The following is a 13,833-nucleotide window of genomic DNA, read 5'->3' on the forward strand; positions in this document are numbered from 1 at the left end:
GGCTGTAGGAAAGTGTGGGGCTTCGCGGACGAACGGTGGGATCACGCGTTGAACTGCAACCAAACCTCAGAGCCCCGGCCCCACATCGCGCCCCGCCCACGCCGCCACGCGCTCGGCTTGCGGGTTGGCTTCGACGCGATCGGCCAGGTCGAACACCTTGACCGGCCATACTGTGGGGGCGTGCGCGGGCCAGCCTGCATCGGGCGCGCCGTGGTGGATGAAGTGCGCCCAGTGCGCCACCATCCGCGTCCCCAGCGCGGCGCGGAAGCCTTTCATCGGGCCGCCGCGCGCCAGTGCCGCCAGCCATCCGCGCATCGGCCACATCAGCGTCAGTTCGAGCGCGTGGGTCGCGCCGGCGATCGGGTGGGCGTAGTCGAAGCGGTAGAACCAGGTCGGCTGGTGCGCAGAATGCCGCTGCGCGAAGTTGCGCGTGGGCATCGCGAAAACCACATCGGTAGCCAGCGCGCGGCGGCCCTTGGTGGTGCGCGAATAGGTCGCCAGCACGCGCGCGGCGTGTTCGGGGCCGAGTTGCGCGGTCAGCAGCGCTTCCAATTGCGGCCAGCGCGTCGGCAGGATTTCGCCGGGCATGATCTCGAACAGCCGCACTTCGTCGCGGTTGGCGCCCGCGATCAAGGGCACGGGGGCGGTTGGTGCGGCGTGCGCGGCGGCCAGGTCGGGCGGCAGCGCATCGTCATCGAACCAAGGCGCAGCGGGGATGCCGGCGGGGTTCTCCGCGCCGACTTTGGCTTGTGCGGCGAACAGCGCTTCGAGCGGTACGCTGCGCATCTTTTCCAGGCTGCCCTGATCGAGATCGAGCAGTTCGGCATAACGCCTTGCGATCGCGCGGGATTTCTCGCGGCTGTGGATCAGGCTGACCGCGCCGCTTTGCATGATGGCGCCGTGGAACAAGCCCCACGCCGGTTTGTGCAGCATCAGCAGCGAGACCGACATCGAGCCCGCACTTTCGCCACCGATCGTCACCCGCGCGGGATCGCCGCCGAAGCGCGCGATATTGTCGCGCACCCATTCGAGCGCCGCCACCTGGTCGCGCAAGCCCAGGTTCGAGGGCAGTTCGGGCAGCCCCAGCACTTCGCCGAAGTTGACCCAGCCGAGCACGCCCAGCCGGTAATTGATCGTGACAACCACCACGCCGTGCGTCCGCGCCATCGCCGATCCATCGTAGGGATTGCCGCTGCCGCCCACGAACGCGCCGCCGTGAATCCACACATAGACGGGGCGCGGTTGGTCGCTGGGTTCCTTTGGCGCGTAAACGTTGATGACCAGGCAATCCTCATCGAACCCCGCCTGCCGGATCATCGCGCGCTTGGGGTTGTTGCCGAACATCTGTGGCGATTGGGCCCCAAGTTTCGTGGCATCGCGCGGCTCGGTCCACGGCGCGGGCGGGCGCGGCGCGCCGAAGCGCTCGGCCTGCGCGAAGGGTATGCCCAGCCAGCGCCGAACACCGTCGCGCGCCTCGCCCATGACCGGTCCCGCCCCGGTCTCGACCTGCAATTGCCCCATCATTCCCCCAATCTCGCCCGAATATCCGCCAAGCGCAATCCACTTGCCCCTGCCCCCGGCTGCCCGCTAACCCCATGCGGCCGGCATCCGACCGCCTGCCGAACCAATGCGGCGCAATAACAGGAAAAAGTCATGGCCGGCGGATTGGTTGCCCTTCTCGACGATATCGCCACGATCGCCAAGCTGGCGGCGGCCTCGCTCGATGATATCGGCGCGGCGGCGGGGAAAGCGGGGATCAAGTCGGCCGGGGTGGTGGTCGATGATGCCGCCGTTACCCCGCGTTATGTCACCGGCTTCACGGCCGACCGCGAACTGCCGATCATCTGGCGGATTGCCAAGGGGTCGCTGTTCAACAAGCTGGTCATCATCACGCCGGCAATCCTGCTGCTTTCGGTGATGCTGCCAGCGGCGATCACGCCCATCCTGATGATTGGCGGCGCGTATCTGTGTTTCGAAGGCGCGGAGAAGGTTATCCACGCGCTGACTCACAAGGCGGATCTGGCTGCGGAGGCCGAAGGGCTTGCCGAACCGGGCCATGAGGACATCATGATCAAGGGTGCGATCCGCACCGACTTCATCCTGTCGGGCGAAATCATGGTCATCGCGCTCAATGAAGTGGCGGGCCAAGCCCTTGGCTTGCGCGCTGCGGCGCTGGTGGTGGTGGCCATCGCGATCACCGCCATGGTTTATGGCGTCGTTGGCCTGATCGTCAAAATGGACGATATCGGCCTGAACCTTTCGCGGCGCAAGCTTGGCGCAACCCGCGCCGTGGGCCGCGCGCTCGTGCAGGCCATGCCCAAGGTGCTGGCCGCGCTGGCCTTCATCGGCACCGCGGCGATGCTATGGGTCGGCGGGCAGATCATCGTCCACAGCACCGGCGCGCACCCCGCCGAATGGCTGGGCCTGTATCACGGCGCAGCGGCGTGGCTGGCCGATGTCGTCATCTGCGGCGTGATCGGACTGGCGCTCGGCGCAGTGATCGCCGGCGTGTTGCATCTGGTCAAAGCGGCGACGGGCGCCAAGGCGGGATAATGCGGCCTGGATACGCTCATTGCGCAAGCTTCAGGTGCTTGCGGAAGAACCGCGCCATCACATCGAACGCCTCGCGCGATTCGGGCAGGCTGGCATCGTAGAAGAACGCATGCCCCAGGCCATCCCACACGTGCAGATCGGCTTCGACCCCGGCCTTGACCAGTTCGCGGTGCGTGTTGACCGCGCTGCTCAATTCGGGCGCGCGGGTGGCGGTGATCACCAGCGTGGGCGGGAACTTGCGCAGCACTTCGGGGGTGAGGATCGGCGAGGCGAGCGGGTTGGTCTCGTCGCCGGGGTGGAAATATTGCCGTTCGCGGTCGGCGGGGGCCAGCGCCTGGAACGGGCGGCCATAGGCGCGGCTGTCGCCGCCCCAGCGCGCGTCGGCCGAGGCGCAGAAAATGCCGACGGCACCGGGCAGCGGCAGCTTTTCCTTGAGGAACCACGCCATGCTCTCGGCGGCCAGCAGCCCGCCGGCCGAGCAGCCGAACACCGCGATGTCCTGCGGTTTGTGCGTCTTGAGCAACGCGCGATAGACCGTGGCGACGTCCTCGCTCGCCGCCGGAAACCAGTGTTCGGGGCCCTGCCGGTAAGTCATCGACACCACTTCGACTTTGGCCAGCCCCGCCAGCGGGATGCCCTCGATCGATCCGGTGCCGTCGGCCGTGCCCATCACGAAGCCGCCGCCAGGCAGGTTGAGCAGGATCTTGCGCGCGTTGGCAGCGGGCATGGCTTTCGGCACCATATGCACCAGCCGGATCGTCCCGAGCATTTCGGTGCGGGTGGTGACGCCGTATGTGGCTTTCACCTTGTCGATGCGCGGCGCCATGTATTGGCCGATTTTGGCGCGCAGTTCGCCCGCTTTGCCCGCAGCCAGCGCGGCGATCATCGGTGCTTCCATGTCGGCGGGGCTGCGCGGCATGGTCTTTTTCGCCTCGTCGCTGGCGTAGATCGACGGGGGCAGCTTGAATGCGGGCACGTTCACCGTGCCGTCGGGTTCGATCGACCCCGCCGCCTGCTGCGCGTGAGCGCCGGGCACGCCCAAAGCCATGAGCGCCAGCGCGCCGAGCACCGATTGCCTCAGATTCATCGCGGTTCCTTCCCATTGGGCACCCATTCGTCGTCATGCGAGGGCGCGGTTCGTCTGCGCAGACTATCGGTGCGGCGCGCGGTTACAAAGCCGCTCGTCACTTATCGGCCTGGCGATACGCGGGTTGGGCGCAGCGGCGCTATGCAGCGTCAAACCGGTGGGAGACGAAGGCCATGAACGCGTTGGAACGGCTGGTGGCGAAGGACGAAATCCGCGAACTGGCGCTGCTTTATTCGCGCGGGGTGGACCGCAAGGACATCGCGCTGCTGCGGACGCTGTATGCCAGGGACGGCACCGACGATCACAGCCCTTACTTCAAGGGCACCGGTGAGGCTTATGTCGACTGGCTTGAACGCAGCCTGCCGCAAATGCACGCCGGCGCGCATCATGTGTGCAACCACCTGATCGCGCTGGTCGATGACGGCGGAAGCGCCGAGGGCGAGGTCTATGCGATCGCCTGGCACCTGGTGCCCGACCGCTCCGAAGGTGCCGCGCCCGGCGCCTTGGCGCACGATGTGCAGGCGGTGCGCTACATCGATCGCTACGCCCGCGAAGACGGGCGCTGGAAGTTCGCCGCGCGCGTGCTGAGCTTCGACATGCAACTGTTGCTGCCCGATGCCCATGCCGGCGCGAAGCCCGATCCATCGGCGGACGCGAGCTATTCTGTTCTGGGCCTGCCGCTGTTCGCGCGCCGGTAACTTCGCAGCCAACCCCCATCGCTCCGGTGATGGTGCGGGCCCGGCGCGGGGCGCGGGTTGACGATGCGCGCGCCAATGCTGTTGATCCCGCGCAACACCGCACCACGCAGAAGGACCCATGCCATGACACGTTCGCTCCTCGGCCGCACCGCCGTCGTTACCGGGGCCGGATCGGGCATCGGCCGCGCCTGCGCGATCCGGCTGGCCGAAGATACCGCCAAAATCGCGATCTGGGACATCAACCTGGCCGGCGCCGAAGCAACCGCCGAAATGATCCGCAAGGCCGGTGGCACCGCAATCGCGCTGGATGTCGATTGTTCGGACAAGGCCGCGATCCGCGCCGCCGCTGAAACCACGCGGACGGAACTCGGCCAGATCGAAATCCTGGTCAACAACGCCGGGATCGCGCCGTTCACGCCGTTCCTGGAAACCGATGACGACCTGTTCGACAAGGTGATCCGCATCAACTTGCGTGGGCCGTGGCTCGTCACGAAGGAATGCCTGCCCGATATGCTGGCTGCCGGGTGGGGCCGCGTGATCAACATCACATCGTCCTCGGTGCAGACCGGATCGCCCACGCAGGCGCATTACGTGTCATCGAAGGGCGGGATGGTCGGCATGACCAAGGCTCTGGCGCTCGAATTCGCCGGTCACGGGATCACGGTCAACATGGTGCCGCCGGGCTTCATCGACACCCCGATGCTGCGCGCCGCGCCGATCGATGCCGAAGCCTTCGCCAAAAGTCTGCCGATGAAGCGCATGGGCCAGCCAGAGGACATTGCCGCCGCCATCGCCTACCTTGCCTCGGAAGAAGCCAGCTACATCACCGGCCAGACGATCAGCACCAATGGCGGCCGCTACATGGGGTCTCACTGACATGGCCGGCAGGTTGGCCAACAAGATCGCGATCATCACCGGCGCGGCCGGGGGCATGGGTGAAGCATCGGCGCTGATGTTCGCGCGCGAAGGTGCGGCCATCGCGGCGGTGGACCTCAGCGAAGATCGCGTTGCGCATGTGGTCGAGGCGATCCGCAACGCGGGCGGAAAAGCGATCGGCATCGGTGCCGACGTTTCGAACAGCGCCGACATCGCGCGGCTGGTCGAACGCACGCTGTCCGAACTGGGCGTGCCCGACATCCTGTTCAACAACGCCGGGGTCGACAGCGAGGGCAAGCGCCCGATGCTGCTGATCGATGAAGCCGCGTTCGATCGGGTGATCGAGGTCAACCTCAAGGGCCCATGGCTGATGATGAAGGCGGTGGCGCCGCACATGATCGCTGCCGGCAAGAAGGGCTCGATCATCAACACCGCTTCGATCGGCGCGTTCATCGCTGCATCGAGCGCGGGCTATTGCGCGTCCAAGGCCGGCCTGGTCGGGCTGACCAAGGTTGCGGCGGTGGAACTGGGCAAGCACGGCATCCGCGTCAACGCCCTGTGCCCCGGCGCCACCGAAACGCCGATGGCCAGAAGCCAGCGCCAGGAGATGGAGGCCAAGGGCTTGCCCACCTCGAACGCGATCATCGACCGCATGGGCGTGCTCGGCCGCATGGCGCAGCCTGAGGAGATGGCTGCGATGGCGCTGTTCCTGGCAAGCGACGAAAGCTCGTTTGCCACGGGTGCGAATTTCGTCAACGATGCCGGCTGGATGGCGATGAGCGGAGTGTCGATGCACAGCGGCTGATACTGATAGATTGGTACTGGCAGATTGGCACTGGCAGGTTGACACCGGACGCTGCCGCCTGAACATCGGGCAAATGGCAACCAAGCGGCGCGTCGGCGCGGAAAATTCGGAAACACGCGCGCGGATCGTCGAGGCGGCCGAAGCGGTGATCCGCGATGATGGCTATGCCGCGGTCTCCACGCGCAAGGTCGCGACGCGGCTCGGACTGCCCGCCAGCCTGGTGCATTACTACTTCCCGGCGACCGCGGACTTGTGGCTGGCGGTGTTCCGGCGCGGTGCCGCGCAAAGCGATGCGATGATCGATGCCGCCGCCGCCGATCACGATCCGGTGCGCGCGCTGTGGCGGTTCCACGCCGACGCCAGCCGTGCCGCATTAAGCCTGGAATTCATGGCACTCGCCAACCGCCACGCCAGCTTGCGCGCGGCGATTGCCGATCACGTTGCCGCGATGCGCGCGCGCGAAAGTGATATGTTTGCCCGCGCAATCGGGGCGCGACTGGCAGAGGCGCCGCGCGCAACGCCCGGCGTTTCGCCCGAAGCGCTGTCGGTGCTGCTGGCCGGCGTGGGCCGCGCGCTGGTGATGGAAGGCGCGATGGGGGTAAGCGCCGGCCATGCCGACGCACGCGCGTGGATCGATGGCTGGCTCGACGCGTTGCTTGGCACCCGGCCGGCTTGACAGGAAGCGAGCGGTGTGTTGAACAGGTGTTCAATACACGACCGAGTCGATCCGGGAGAACTGCGCCATGAACGTCACCACCACCGTGAAGCCCGCCTCCGAACTCCGGTTGGCCGTCGAACAGATCAAGCCCAAGATCGGCGCGCGTGTGCTCAACACCAAGGCCGAACTGCTCGATGGGTCGCTGGGTCCGCAATTGCGCGAACTGCTCGATGAACGCGGCGTGCTGGTGTTCCCGAAGATCGATTTCACCGACGAGGAACAGGTCGCCTTCACCAAGACGATGGGGACGTTTGCGCCGGAAATGCGCGACACCGAGGAAAAGATCCACAAGATCACGCTCGACGAAAAGCTCAACCCCGGGGTGGCCGAATATCTGAAGGGCTCGCTCTATTGGCATATCGACGGGACCATGAACAAGCTGCCGATCCTGGCCTCGTTGCTATCGTGCAAGAAAACCGCGACCTGGGGCGGAAATACCGGGTTTTGCAGCACCTACTGGGCCTGGGAAGACCTGCCCGAAGCCCGCAAGGCCGAGCTTGACGGCTTGCGCGTGCGCCACGGCGCCTGGGCCTCGCTGTTCTATTACGAACCCGAACCCAGCCTGGCCAAGCTGGAACACATGCAGGCGATCGGCGATGTCGAAATCCCGCTGGTTTGGACGCACAAGTCGGGCCGCAAATCGTTGCTGATCGGCTGCACCGCGCACACCATCACCGGCAAGGACCCGATGGAAAGCGCGCGCATCATCCACGGTCTGCGCGAATGGGCGACCAGCGAACCGTTCCACTTCAGCCACGAATGGTCGGTGGGAGACCTGGTGATCTGGGACAACACCGGCACCATGCACCGCGCCGAAGCCTACGATCCCACGTGTGACCGGATGATGCACCGCACCAAGCTGATGGGCGAGGAAGAGATTCAGTAGGAAGCAAGAGCCCACCCCGGCCCCTCCCGACTCGCCCAGCTTCACCGGCGCACCCACTCCCATGAACCGCGCCAGATTCCAGTGCAGGCTGGGGATCGTGCGTTCCATGTAGGGATTGGGCTGCGTGCCACGGAAACCGTGGTTCTTCATGCCCTGCTGGACCGCGGCCATGTTGGCGAAATCCTGCTGCAACACCGGCGGCCAGTCCTCGCGCGCGGTCTGCTCCCACTCGGTGTCAGGCGCCTCACCCTCAGGATACAATTCATAGACCGCCGCTTCGAAATAGCACTGGTCGGGATCATCACCGCACGGCCGCGCCGCGTAGCACAGCATGTTGTTGACCGCGTGGCCGATCTGGAAGTTGGGGAATACCTGCCACGATGTGCCGCTCTGCGCGGTGTGCTGGGGATCGACCACCGGCCAATGCACCCCCCGCGCCGCATCGGTCGCGCGTGCCGAGGTCAGCCAGTGCTTCGAGACTTCGGCCGGCGGCGTGCCCTCGGGCAGTTCGTCCTTCAGCCGGATCGCCGCCTCCACCAAGGTCCGCGTGGTGTTGGTGTTGGCGTTTTCCCAAGTGAACACCTGCATCTCGGCGGTGGATATGCGCGGATCGCCCGTGCCGAGCCGCAGCTTGGCCGCATCCTCCTCCTGCCCCTTGGGCGCATCGTAACCAATGTTGCTGTGCGTCCCCTGGTTGCGACCCCACCCGCGAAACTGCCCGAACGCCATGAATTCGGGATGCGTGCCGGGCACATGATACGTCTCGCTGAACGCCTCCAGCGCCACCTTCCAGTTGCATTCGAACCGGATCCACTTGCGCCACCGACAACGCATGGTCTGCAACCGGAACGGATCGAGCATCGTCGCCGCCGGCTCAAGCCAATCGCGCAACGCGGGCGCTTGCGCGTTCATCGTCACCCACAGCCACCCGCCCCACGTATCGACCCGCACCGGCCCCAGCCGCGTGCTCTCCGCCGTCAGCGAACCCTGCCAATCGTTCTGATGCTGGATATAGGTGCAAGCCCCCGCATGATCGAACGTCCAGCCATGGAACCCGCACACGAATTGCCGCCGATTGCCCCGCGCATTGCGCTGCCCCGCCGGAGTATCCACGAGCCGCCGACCCCGATGCGGGCAGACGTTGTAGAATGCGCGCACTTCGGTGTCGCTGGCGCGCAGGACGATGATCGAATCCGGGCCGATGTCGTAAGTGATGAAGTCGCCGACGGCCGGAATGTCCTCGATCCGCCCGGCCTGAAGCCATACTTTGCGCCACAATCGGTCCTGCTCGGCGCGGGCGTAGTCGCGGGAAAGGTAGGCTTCGGAGCCGATGGTGACGGCTTGGGTGAGGTCTGCGGCCGATTGGACGGTGCGGGTGTGTTCGTTCATCGGGCAGCCCTCATCAATAAGACCTCGGCAAATCCAGCACCTTTTCGGCGAGGAAATTGAGGATCATGTGCGGCGAAACCGGCGCGGTCCGGGGGATCAGGCTTTCGCGCAGATAGCGTTCGACGTGGTATTCCTGTGCGTAGCCCATTCCGCCCAGCGTCAGCATCGCGGTATGGCAGGCTTCGAAGCCGTTTTCGCCCGCCAGATACTTGGCGGCGTTGGCCTCGATGCCGCAGTCCTGGCCGGCGTCGAACAGCGCGGCGGCTTTGAAGGTCATCAGGTTGGCGGCTTCCAACTGCGCCCAGCATTTCGCCAGCGGGTGGGCGATGCCCTGGTTCTGGCCGATGGGCCGATCGAACACCACGCGTTCGCGGGCGTAGCGGGCGGCGCGGGCCAGGGCGGCGCGGCCGAGGCCGACGGCTTCGGCTGCGATCAACACGCGTTCGGGGTTGAGGCCGTGTAGCAGGTATTTGAAGCCCTTGCCCTCTTCGCCCACCAGATCGTGTTCGGGGATGAAGTAATCCTCGAAGAACAGCATGTTCGAATCGACGGCGTGGCGACCCATCTTGTGGATCAGGCGGGTTTCGATCTTTTCGCGATCGAAGTCGGTGTAGAACAGGCTGAGCCCGTCGGTCTTGCGGGCGCAGTCCTCGATCGGCGTGGTGCGCGCGATCAGCAGCATCTTGTTGGCGACTTGCGCGGTGGAAATCCAGATCTTGTCGCCACTGACGCTGTAACCGCCGGGGACGCGGGTGGCGCGGGTCTTGAGCTGGGTGGTGTTGAGCCCGGCGTTGGGTTCCGTCACGGCGAAGCAGGCCTTGTCGGCGCCCGAGACGATGCCGGGGATGGCGCGCTGCTGCTGCTCCTCGGTGCCGAACAGGATCAGCGGTTGCAGCCCGAAGATGTTGATGTGGACCGCGCTGGCCCCGCTCATGCCCGCGCCCGATTCAGCAATCGCCTGCATCATGATCGAGGCTTCGGTGATGCCCAGCCCCGCGCCGCCGAAGCGCGTTGGCATGGCGATGCCGAGCCAGCCGGCGTCTGCCAGCGAGCGGTAGAAATCTTCGGGGAATGCGCCTTCGCGGTCACGTTCCAACCAGTATTCGTCGGGGAAGCGCGTGCAGTGCTTCAGGATCGTATCGCGGATTTCCTGCTGGTCTGGGCTGAAGTTGAAATCCACGCTATGTGCCGCCCGTGCTGGTTTGGTCAACGCAAGGGACTAGCAGCGGCTGGCACCGGCCTCAACGCAAGCGACAGCGATATCGGCGGGGCGAAGACGGCGGCGATGGATTTGGCGCGCCAAGCCCGCTAGCCCCACCGCCATGACCAGCAAAACAGCAACCGGGCCGCACGCCAAAGGACCACTCAGGGGCGTCCGCGTGATCGATCTCACCGCGATGATTTTCGGGCCTTATGCCACGCAGATCATGGCCGACATGGGCGCCGACGTGATCAAGATCGAGCCGCCCGAGGGCGATCCCACGCGCTATGTCTCGGTGGCGCCCGCGCCGGGGCTGGCGGGGGTTTACGTAAACGTGAACCGGGGCAAGCGTTCGGTGGTTCTCGATCTCAAGACCGAGCAGGGCAAGGCGGCCTTGCGCAAGCTGATCGCGGGCGCGGACGTGTTCATCCATTCGATGCGCGCGGCGGCGGTGAAGAAGCTGGGCTTCGATTACGAAGCGGTTGCGGCGATCAACCCCGGCATCGTTTATACCAACTGCTACGGTTATGGGCATCGCGGGCCCGAGCGCGATCGGCCGGCTTATGATGACACGATCCAGGCCGAATCCGGGCTGGTGGCGTTGCAGCAGCAGTTGACCGGGATGCCCGCGTACCTGGGCACGATCGTGGCAGACAAGGTCTCGGGCCTGACCGCGCTTTACGCCACGATGATGGCGCTGTTCCACAAGGCGCGCACCGGCGAGGGCCAGGAGGTGGAGGTCGCCATGTTCGAGACGATGGCCTCGTTCGTGCTGGTCGAACATGCCAACGGCGCAATGTTCACCCCGCCGCTGAGCGAGGCGTTCTATCCGCGCGTGGTCGCGCCGAACCGCAAGCCTTACGCCACGAAGGACGGCCATATCTCGGCGTTGATCTACAACGACAAGCACTGGGCGGCGTTCGTCGGAGCGGTAAAACCGGAGTGGGCAACGCCTGAGATGGACGCGTTGGAAGCCCGCGCCGCGCAGATCGACCGCATCTACGGATTGCTCGCAGAAACCTTCCTGACGCGCACCACCGCCGAATGGATCGAGTTGCTGACCCACCTCAACGTGCCCGCCGCACCCTTGCGCACCCCCGCCGAACTGTTCACCGATCCGCATCTGGACGCCGTCGGCTTCTTCGAGACGGTGGATAGCGAACAAGGCCCGGTGCGCTTCCCCGGCGTGCCGACCTGGTTCTCTCGCACCCCCGGCGCGGTATCCGGCCCGACGCGGACGCTGGGCGCGGATACCGACGATGTGTTGCGCGAACTCGGGCTGGAGGAATAGTCAGCGCTATTCGGTTTCGTCACCCGCCAGCAGGAACTTCCAGATCAGTCCGCCGATCGCCGCGCCCGCTAGCGGTGCCAGCCAGAACAGCCACAACTGGCCCAGCGCACCCGTCGTCGCGAACAGCGCCGCGCCGGTCGACCGGGCGGGATTGACCGAGGTGTTGGTGACGGGGATCGAAATCAGGTGGATCAACGTCAGCGCCAGCCCGATGGCCAGCGGGGCGAAGCCGGCGGGTACGGACTTTGCGGTCGACCCCAGGATCACGATCAGGAAACCCGCGGTCAGCACCACTTCGATCAGCAGCGCCGCCATCAGCGAATAACCGCCAGGCGACAGCGCGCCATAGCCGTTCGAGGCGAAGCCGCCGGCCGCGAAGCCCGGCTTGCCCGAGGCGATCGCGAACAGCACTCCGCCCGCGACTACCGCGCCCGCGACTTGCACGATCCAGTAGGGCAGCACGTTGCGCCATTCGAAGCGGTTGGCCACCGCCAGCCCGAGCGAGACAGCCGGGTTGAAATGCCCGCCCGAAATCCCGCCGACGGCATAAGCCATCGTCAGCACGGTCAGCCCGAAAGCCAGCGAAACCCCCGCAAATCCGATGCCGAGCTCCGGAAACGCCGCAGCTTGCACCGCCGACCCGCAGCCGCCGAACACCAGCCAGAAAGTCCCGAAAAACTCTGCCGTCAATTTCCTTGTCATCCCGCCCGCTCCCTTTGTTGTTATGCGGGCAACCTATCGCATCGATTGCGGCACGCAATTGCAATCTGCACCCACTTTGCCCGGCGATGATCGGGGCGGCGATGAAACGCTCGCCCTTCCGGCCGTGGCTTGCGCGCCCTCGCCCAGTCTTTAGGCTCGCCGCCGAAGCCCCTCAGGGGCCAAACCAGATCAATGAGGCACGACATGGCAGATGGTTCAGGCACGGGGGTGTCACAGAACGGCGGCACGATCCCGTTCAAGGTTACCGACCCCGAACGCATTCCCACACCGCGCTATTACGACGCGGCGTTCTACCAGCTCGAGAACGAAAAGTTGTGGCCGCACGTGTGGCAGATGGCGTGCCGGCTCGAACTGATCCCCAACGAAGGCGACTGGATCGAATATTCGAACCTGGGCAAATCGGTGATCGTGGTCCGCGCCAAATCGGGGGTGAAGGCCTATCACAACGCCTGCCGCCACCGCGGCGTGCCCTTGGTGCCCGAAGCCGGGTTCGGCAACTACAAGGTGCAGGGCTTCATCTGCCCGTTCCACGGCTGGCGCTTCAACACCGAGGGCAAGTGCACCTTCGTTTACGGCAAGCACATGTTTTCGGAACACCAGCTCGATCAGGATGACCTGAACCTGCGGCCGTGCCGGGTCGAAACCTGGGGCGGGCTGGCGTGGATCAACCATGACGACACCGCGCCAGGCCTGCACGAAACGATGGGCCCGGTGCTGGAACGGCTCGACGCGCACGGCAAAAGCAACCTCAAGGCCGAATGGTGGTTCGCCACGAAGCTGCCCGCCAACTGGAAGATCGCGATGGAGGCCTTCATGGAAGGCTATCACGTGATGCGCACGCACCCGCAACTGCAGAAGGCGGCGCCCGCGCTGTACAACGGCATGTACGGCATGGACACCGGCGGGATCGGCGATGCGATCAATCCCAACTGGACGATGAAGGAAAACATCGCCTCGCAAGTGCGGACGCTCGAACTGCTGAGCGAGGGCATGGCGGGGATGGTCCACGCCAAGGAAGTGGCGATCGCGAAAGCCATGCCCGATCTGGAACTGCCTGAAGATCCGCAGATGGCGCTGATGACGTGGTACGGCACGTTGCAGCACATGATCACCACGCAATTGCGCGCGGCGGGCGAAAATGTGCCCGATCTCAACGCGGTGGCGGTGTCCGATCCGGTCAATTCGGTCGAATTCCTGTTCCCGCACTATTTCATGCTGCCGTTCTTCACCAGCATGTCGGCTTACCGCATCCGGCCGACCGGACCCGAGGAATGCATCTTCGAGCTGTGGTCGCTCACCCACGTGGCCGAGGGCGTCGACCACCAGGTGCCGACGGAGCCGACCTGGCTGCCGTATGACAGCGACCAGTTCCCGCCGATCCCGCGGCAGGATTATTCGAACATCCCGATCCAGCAGAAGGGCGTCCACGCCAGTGGCTTCGACTTCATGCGCCTTTCGCACGAGAAGGAAGGGATGATCAGCAACTACAACCGCATCCTCGACGGCTATCTCGAAGGCGTGGCGCAGGACAAGCTCGCAGCGGCGACGCAGATGCTCGCAGGCAATTTCGACGGCCCGATTCTGGACTTGGGATTCTAGGCCCGGC

12 protein-coding genes and 1 pseudogene are annotated in these 13,833 nt (G+C 65.4%); 8 read left to right on the plus strand and 5 right to left on the minus strand.

Annotated elements, in window-relative coordinates; all coding sequences use genetic code 11:
* Nucleotides 1–66 precede the first annotated feature (66 nt).
* Nucleotides 67–1,524 carry a carboxylesterase family protein gene (locus Q0R16_RS02765; RefSeq protein WP_295631576.1) on the minus strand — a complete coding sequence of 486 codons (1,458 nt, stop codon included), beginning with the start codon at nt 1,522–1,524 and terminating at the stop codon, nt 67–69.
* Nucleotides 1,525–1,653: 129 nt separating this feature from the next.
* Between Q0R16_RS02765 and Q0R16_RS02770 the strand changes: the two genes are divergently transcribed.
* On the plus strand, nt 1,654–2,553 hold the full coding sequence (locus tag Q0R16_RS02770; RefSeq protein WP_295631579.1) for a DUF808 domain-containing protein: 900 nt from the start codon (nt 1,654–1,656) through the stop codon (nt 2,551–2,553).
* Between the two features lie 16 nt (nt 2,554–2,569).
* Here Q0R16_RS02770 and Q0R16_RS02775 read toward each other — a convergent pair whose 3' ends face one another.
* The gene (locus Q0R16_RS02775; RefSeq protein WP_295631581.1) at nt 2,570–3,640 is read right to left on the minus strand and encodes an alpha/beta hydrolase fold domain-containing protein; all 1,071 of its coding nucleotides are present in this window, start codon (nt 3,638–3,640) and stop codon (nt 2,570–2,572) included.
* A 173-nt stretch (nt 3,641–3,813) separates the two neighbouring features.
* Here Q0R16_RS02775 and Q0R16_RS02780 point away from each other — a divergent pair, with 173 nt between their 5' ends.
* From Q0R16_RS02780 to Q0R16_RS02800, 5 genes are all read left to right on the plus strand, one after another.
* Nucleotides 3,814–4,338: a nuclear transport factor 2 family protein gene (locus Q0R16_RS02780; RefSeq protein WP_295631583.1), complete on the plus strand. Its 525-nt coding sequence runs from the start codon at nt 3,814–3,816 to the stop codon at nt 4,336–4,338.
* Between the two features lie 123 nt (nt 4,339–4,461).
* Complete coding sequence (locus Q0R16_RS02785; protein WP_295631585.1) at nt 4,462–5,214, plus strand: SDR family NAD(P)-dependent oxidoreductase; 753 nt, start codon at nt 4,462–4,464, stop codon at nt 5,212–5,214.
* A 1-nt stretch (nt 5,215) separates the two neighbouring features.
* Entirely contained in the window at nt 5,216–6,019 is an 804-nt protein-coding gene (locus Q0R16_RS02790; protein WP_295631587.1) for an SDR family oxidoreductase, read from the plus strand.
* A 73-nt stretch (nt 6,020–6,092) separates the two neighbouring features.
* Complete coding sequence (locus tag Q0R16_RS02795; RefSeq protein WP_295631589.1) at nt 6,093–6,695, plus strand: TetR/AcrR family transcriptional regulator; 603 nt, start codon at nt 6,093–6,095, stop codon at nt 6,693–6,695.
* A gap of 67 nt (nt 6,696–6,762) precedes the next feature.
* Nucleotides 6,763–7,623, plus strand: a complete 861-nt coding sequence (locus Q0R16_RS02800; protein ID WP_295631591.1) for a TauD/TfdA family dioxygenase — start codon at nt 6,763–6,765, stop codon at nt 7,621–7,623.
* 45 nt (nt 7,624–7,668) lie between these two features.
* Here the strand turns inward: Q0R16_RS02800 and Q0R16_RS02805 are convergent.
* Together Q0R16_RS02805 and Q0R16_RS02810 are read right to left on the minus strand one after the other, a co-directional pair.
* Nucleotides 7,669–9,012: pseudogene (locus Q0R16_RS02805) on the minus strand (aromatic ring-hydroxylating dioxygenase subunit alpha); the annotation flags it as partial.
* Nucleotides 9,013–9,025: 13 nt separating this feature from the next.
* Entirely contained in the window at nt 9,026–10,192 is a 1,167-nt protein-coding gene (locus tag Q0R16_RS02810; protein ID WP_295631593.1) for an acyl-CoA dehydrogenase family protein, read from the minus strand.
* Nucleotides 10,193–10,334: 142 nt separating this feature from the next.
* On the opposite strand from Q0R16_RS02810, the gene Q0R16_RS02815 reads away from it, so the two are divergent.
* Nucleotides 10,335–11,504, plus strand: coding sequence for a CoA transferase (locus tag Q0R16_RS02815; protein WP_295631595.1), 1,170 nt, complete (start codon nt 10,335–10,337; stop codon nt 11,502–11,504).
* A 6-nt stretch (nt 11,505–11,510) separates the two neighbouring features.
* Here Q0R16_RS02815 and aqpZ read toward each other — a convergent pair whose 3' ends face one another.
* The gene (gene aqpZ, locus Q0R16_RS02820; protein ID WP_295631596.1) at nt 11,511–12,206 is read right to left on the minus strand and encodes an aquaporin Z; all 696 of its coding nucleotides are present in this window, start codon (nt 12,204–12,206) and stop codon (nt 11,511–11,513) included.
* A 204-nt stretch (nt 12,207–12,410) separates the two neighbouring features.
* On the opposite strand from aqpZ, the gene Q0R16_RS02825 reads away from it, so the two are divergent.
* Entirely contained in the window at nt 12,411–13,826 is a 1,416-nt protein-coding gene (locus Q0R16_RS02825; protein WP_295631598.1) for an aromatic ring-hydroxylating dioxygenase subunit alpha, read from the plus strand.
* Nucleotides 13,827–13,833 lie beyond the last annotated feature (7 nt).

Source organism: Novosphingobium sp. (assembly GCF_025351285.1).
Lineage (GTDB): Bacteria > Pseudomonadota > Alphaproteobacteria > Sphingomonadales > Sphingomonadaceae > Novosphingobium.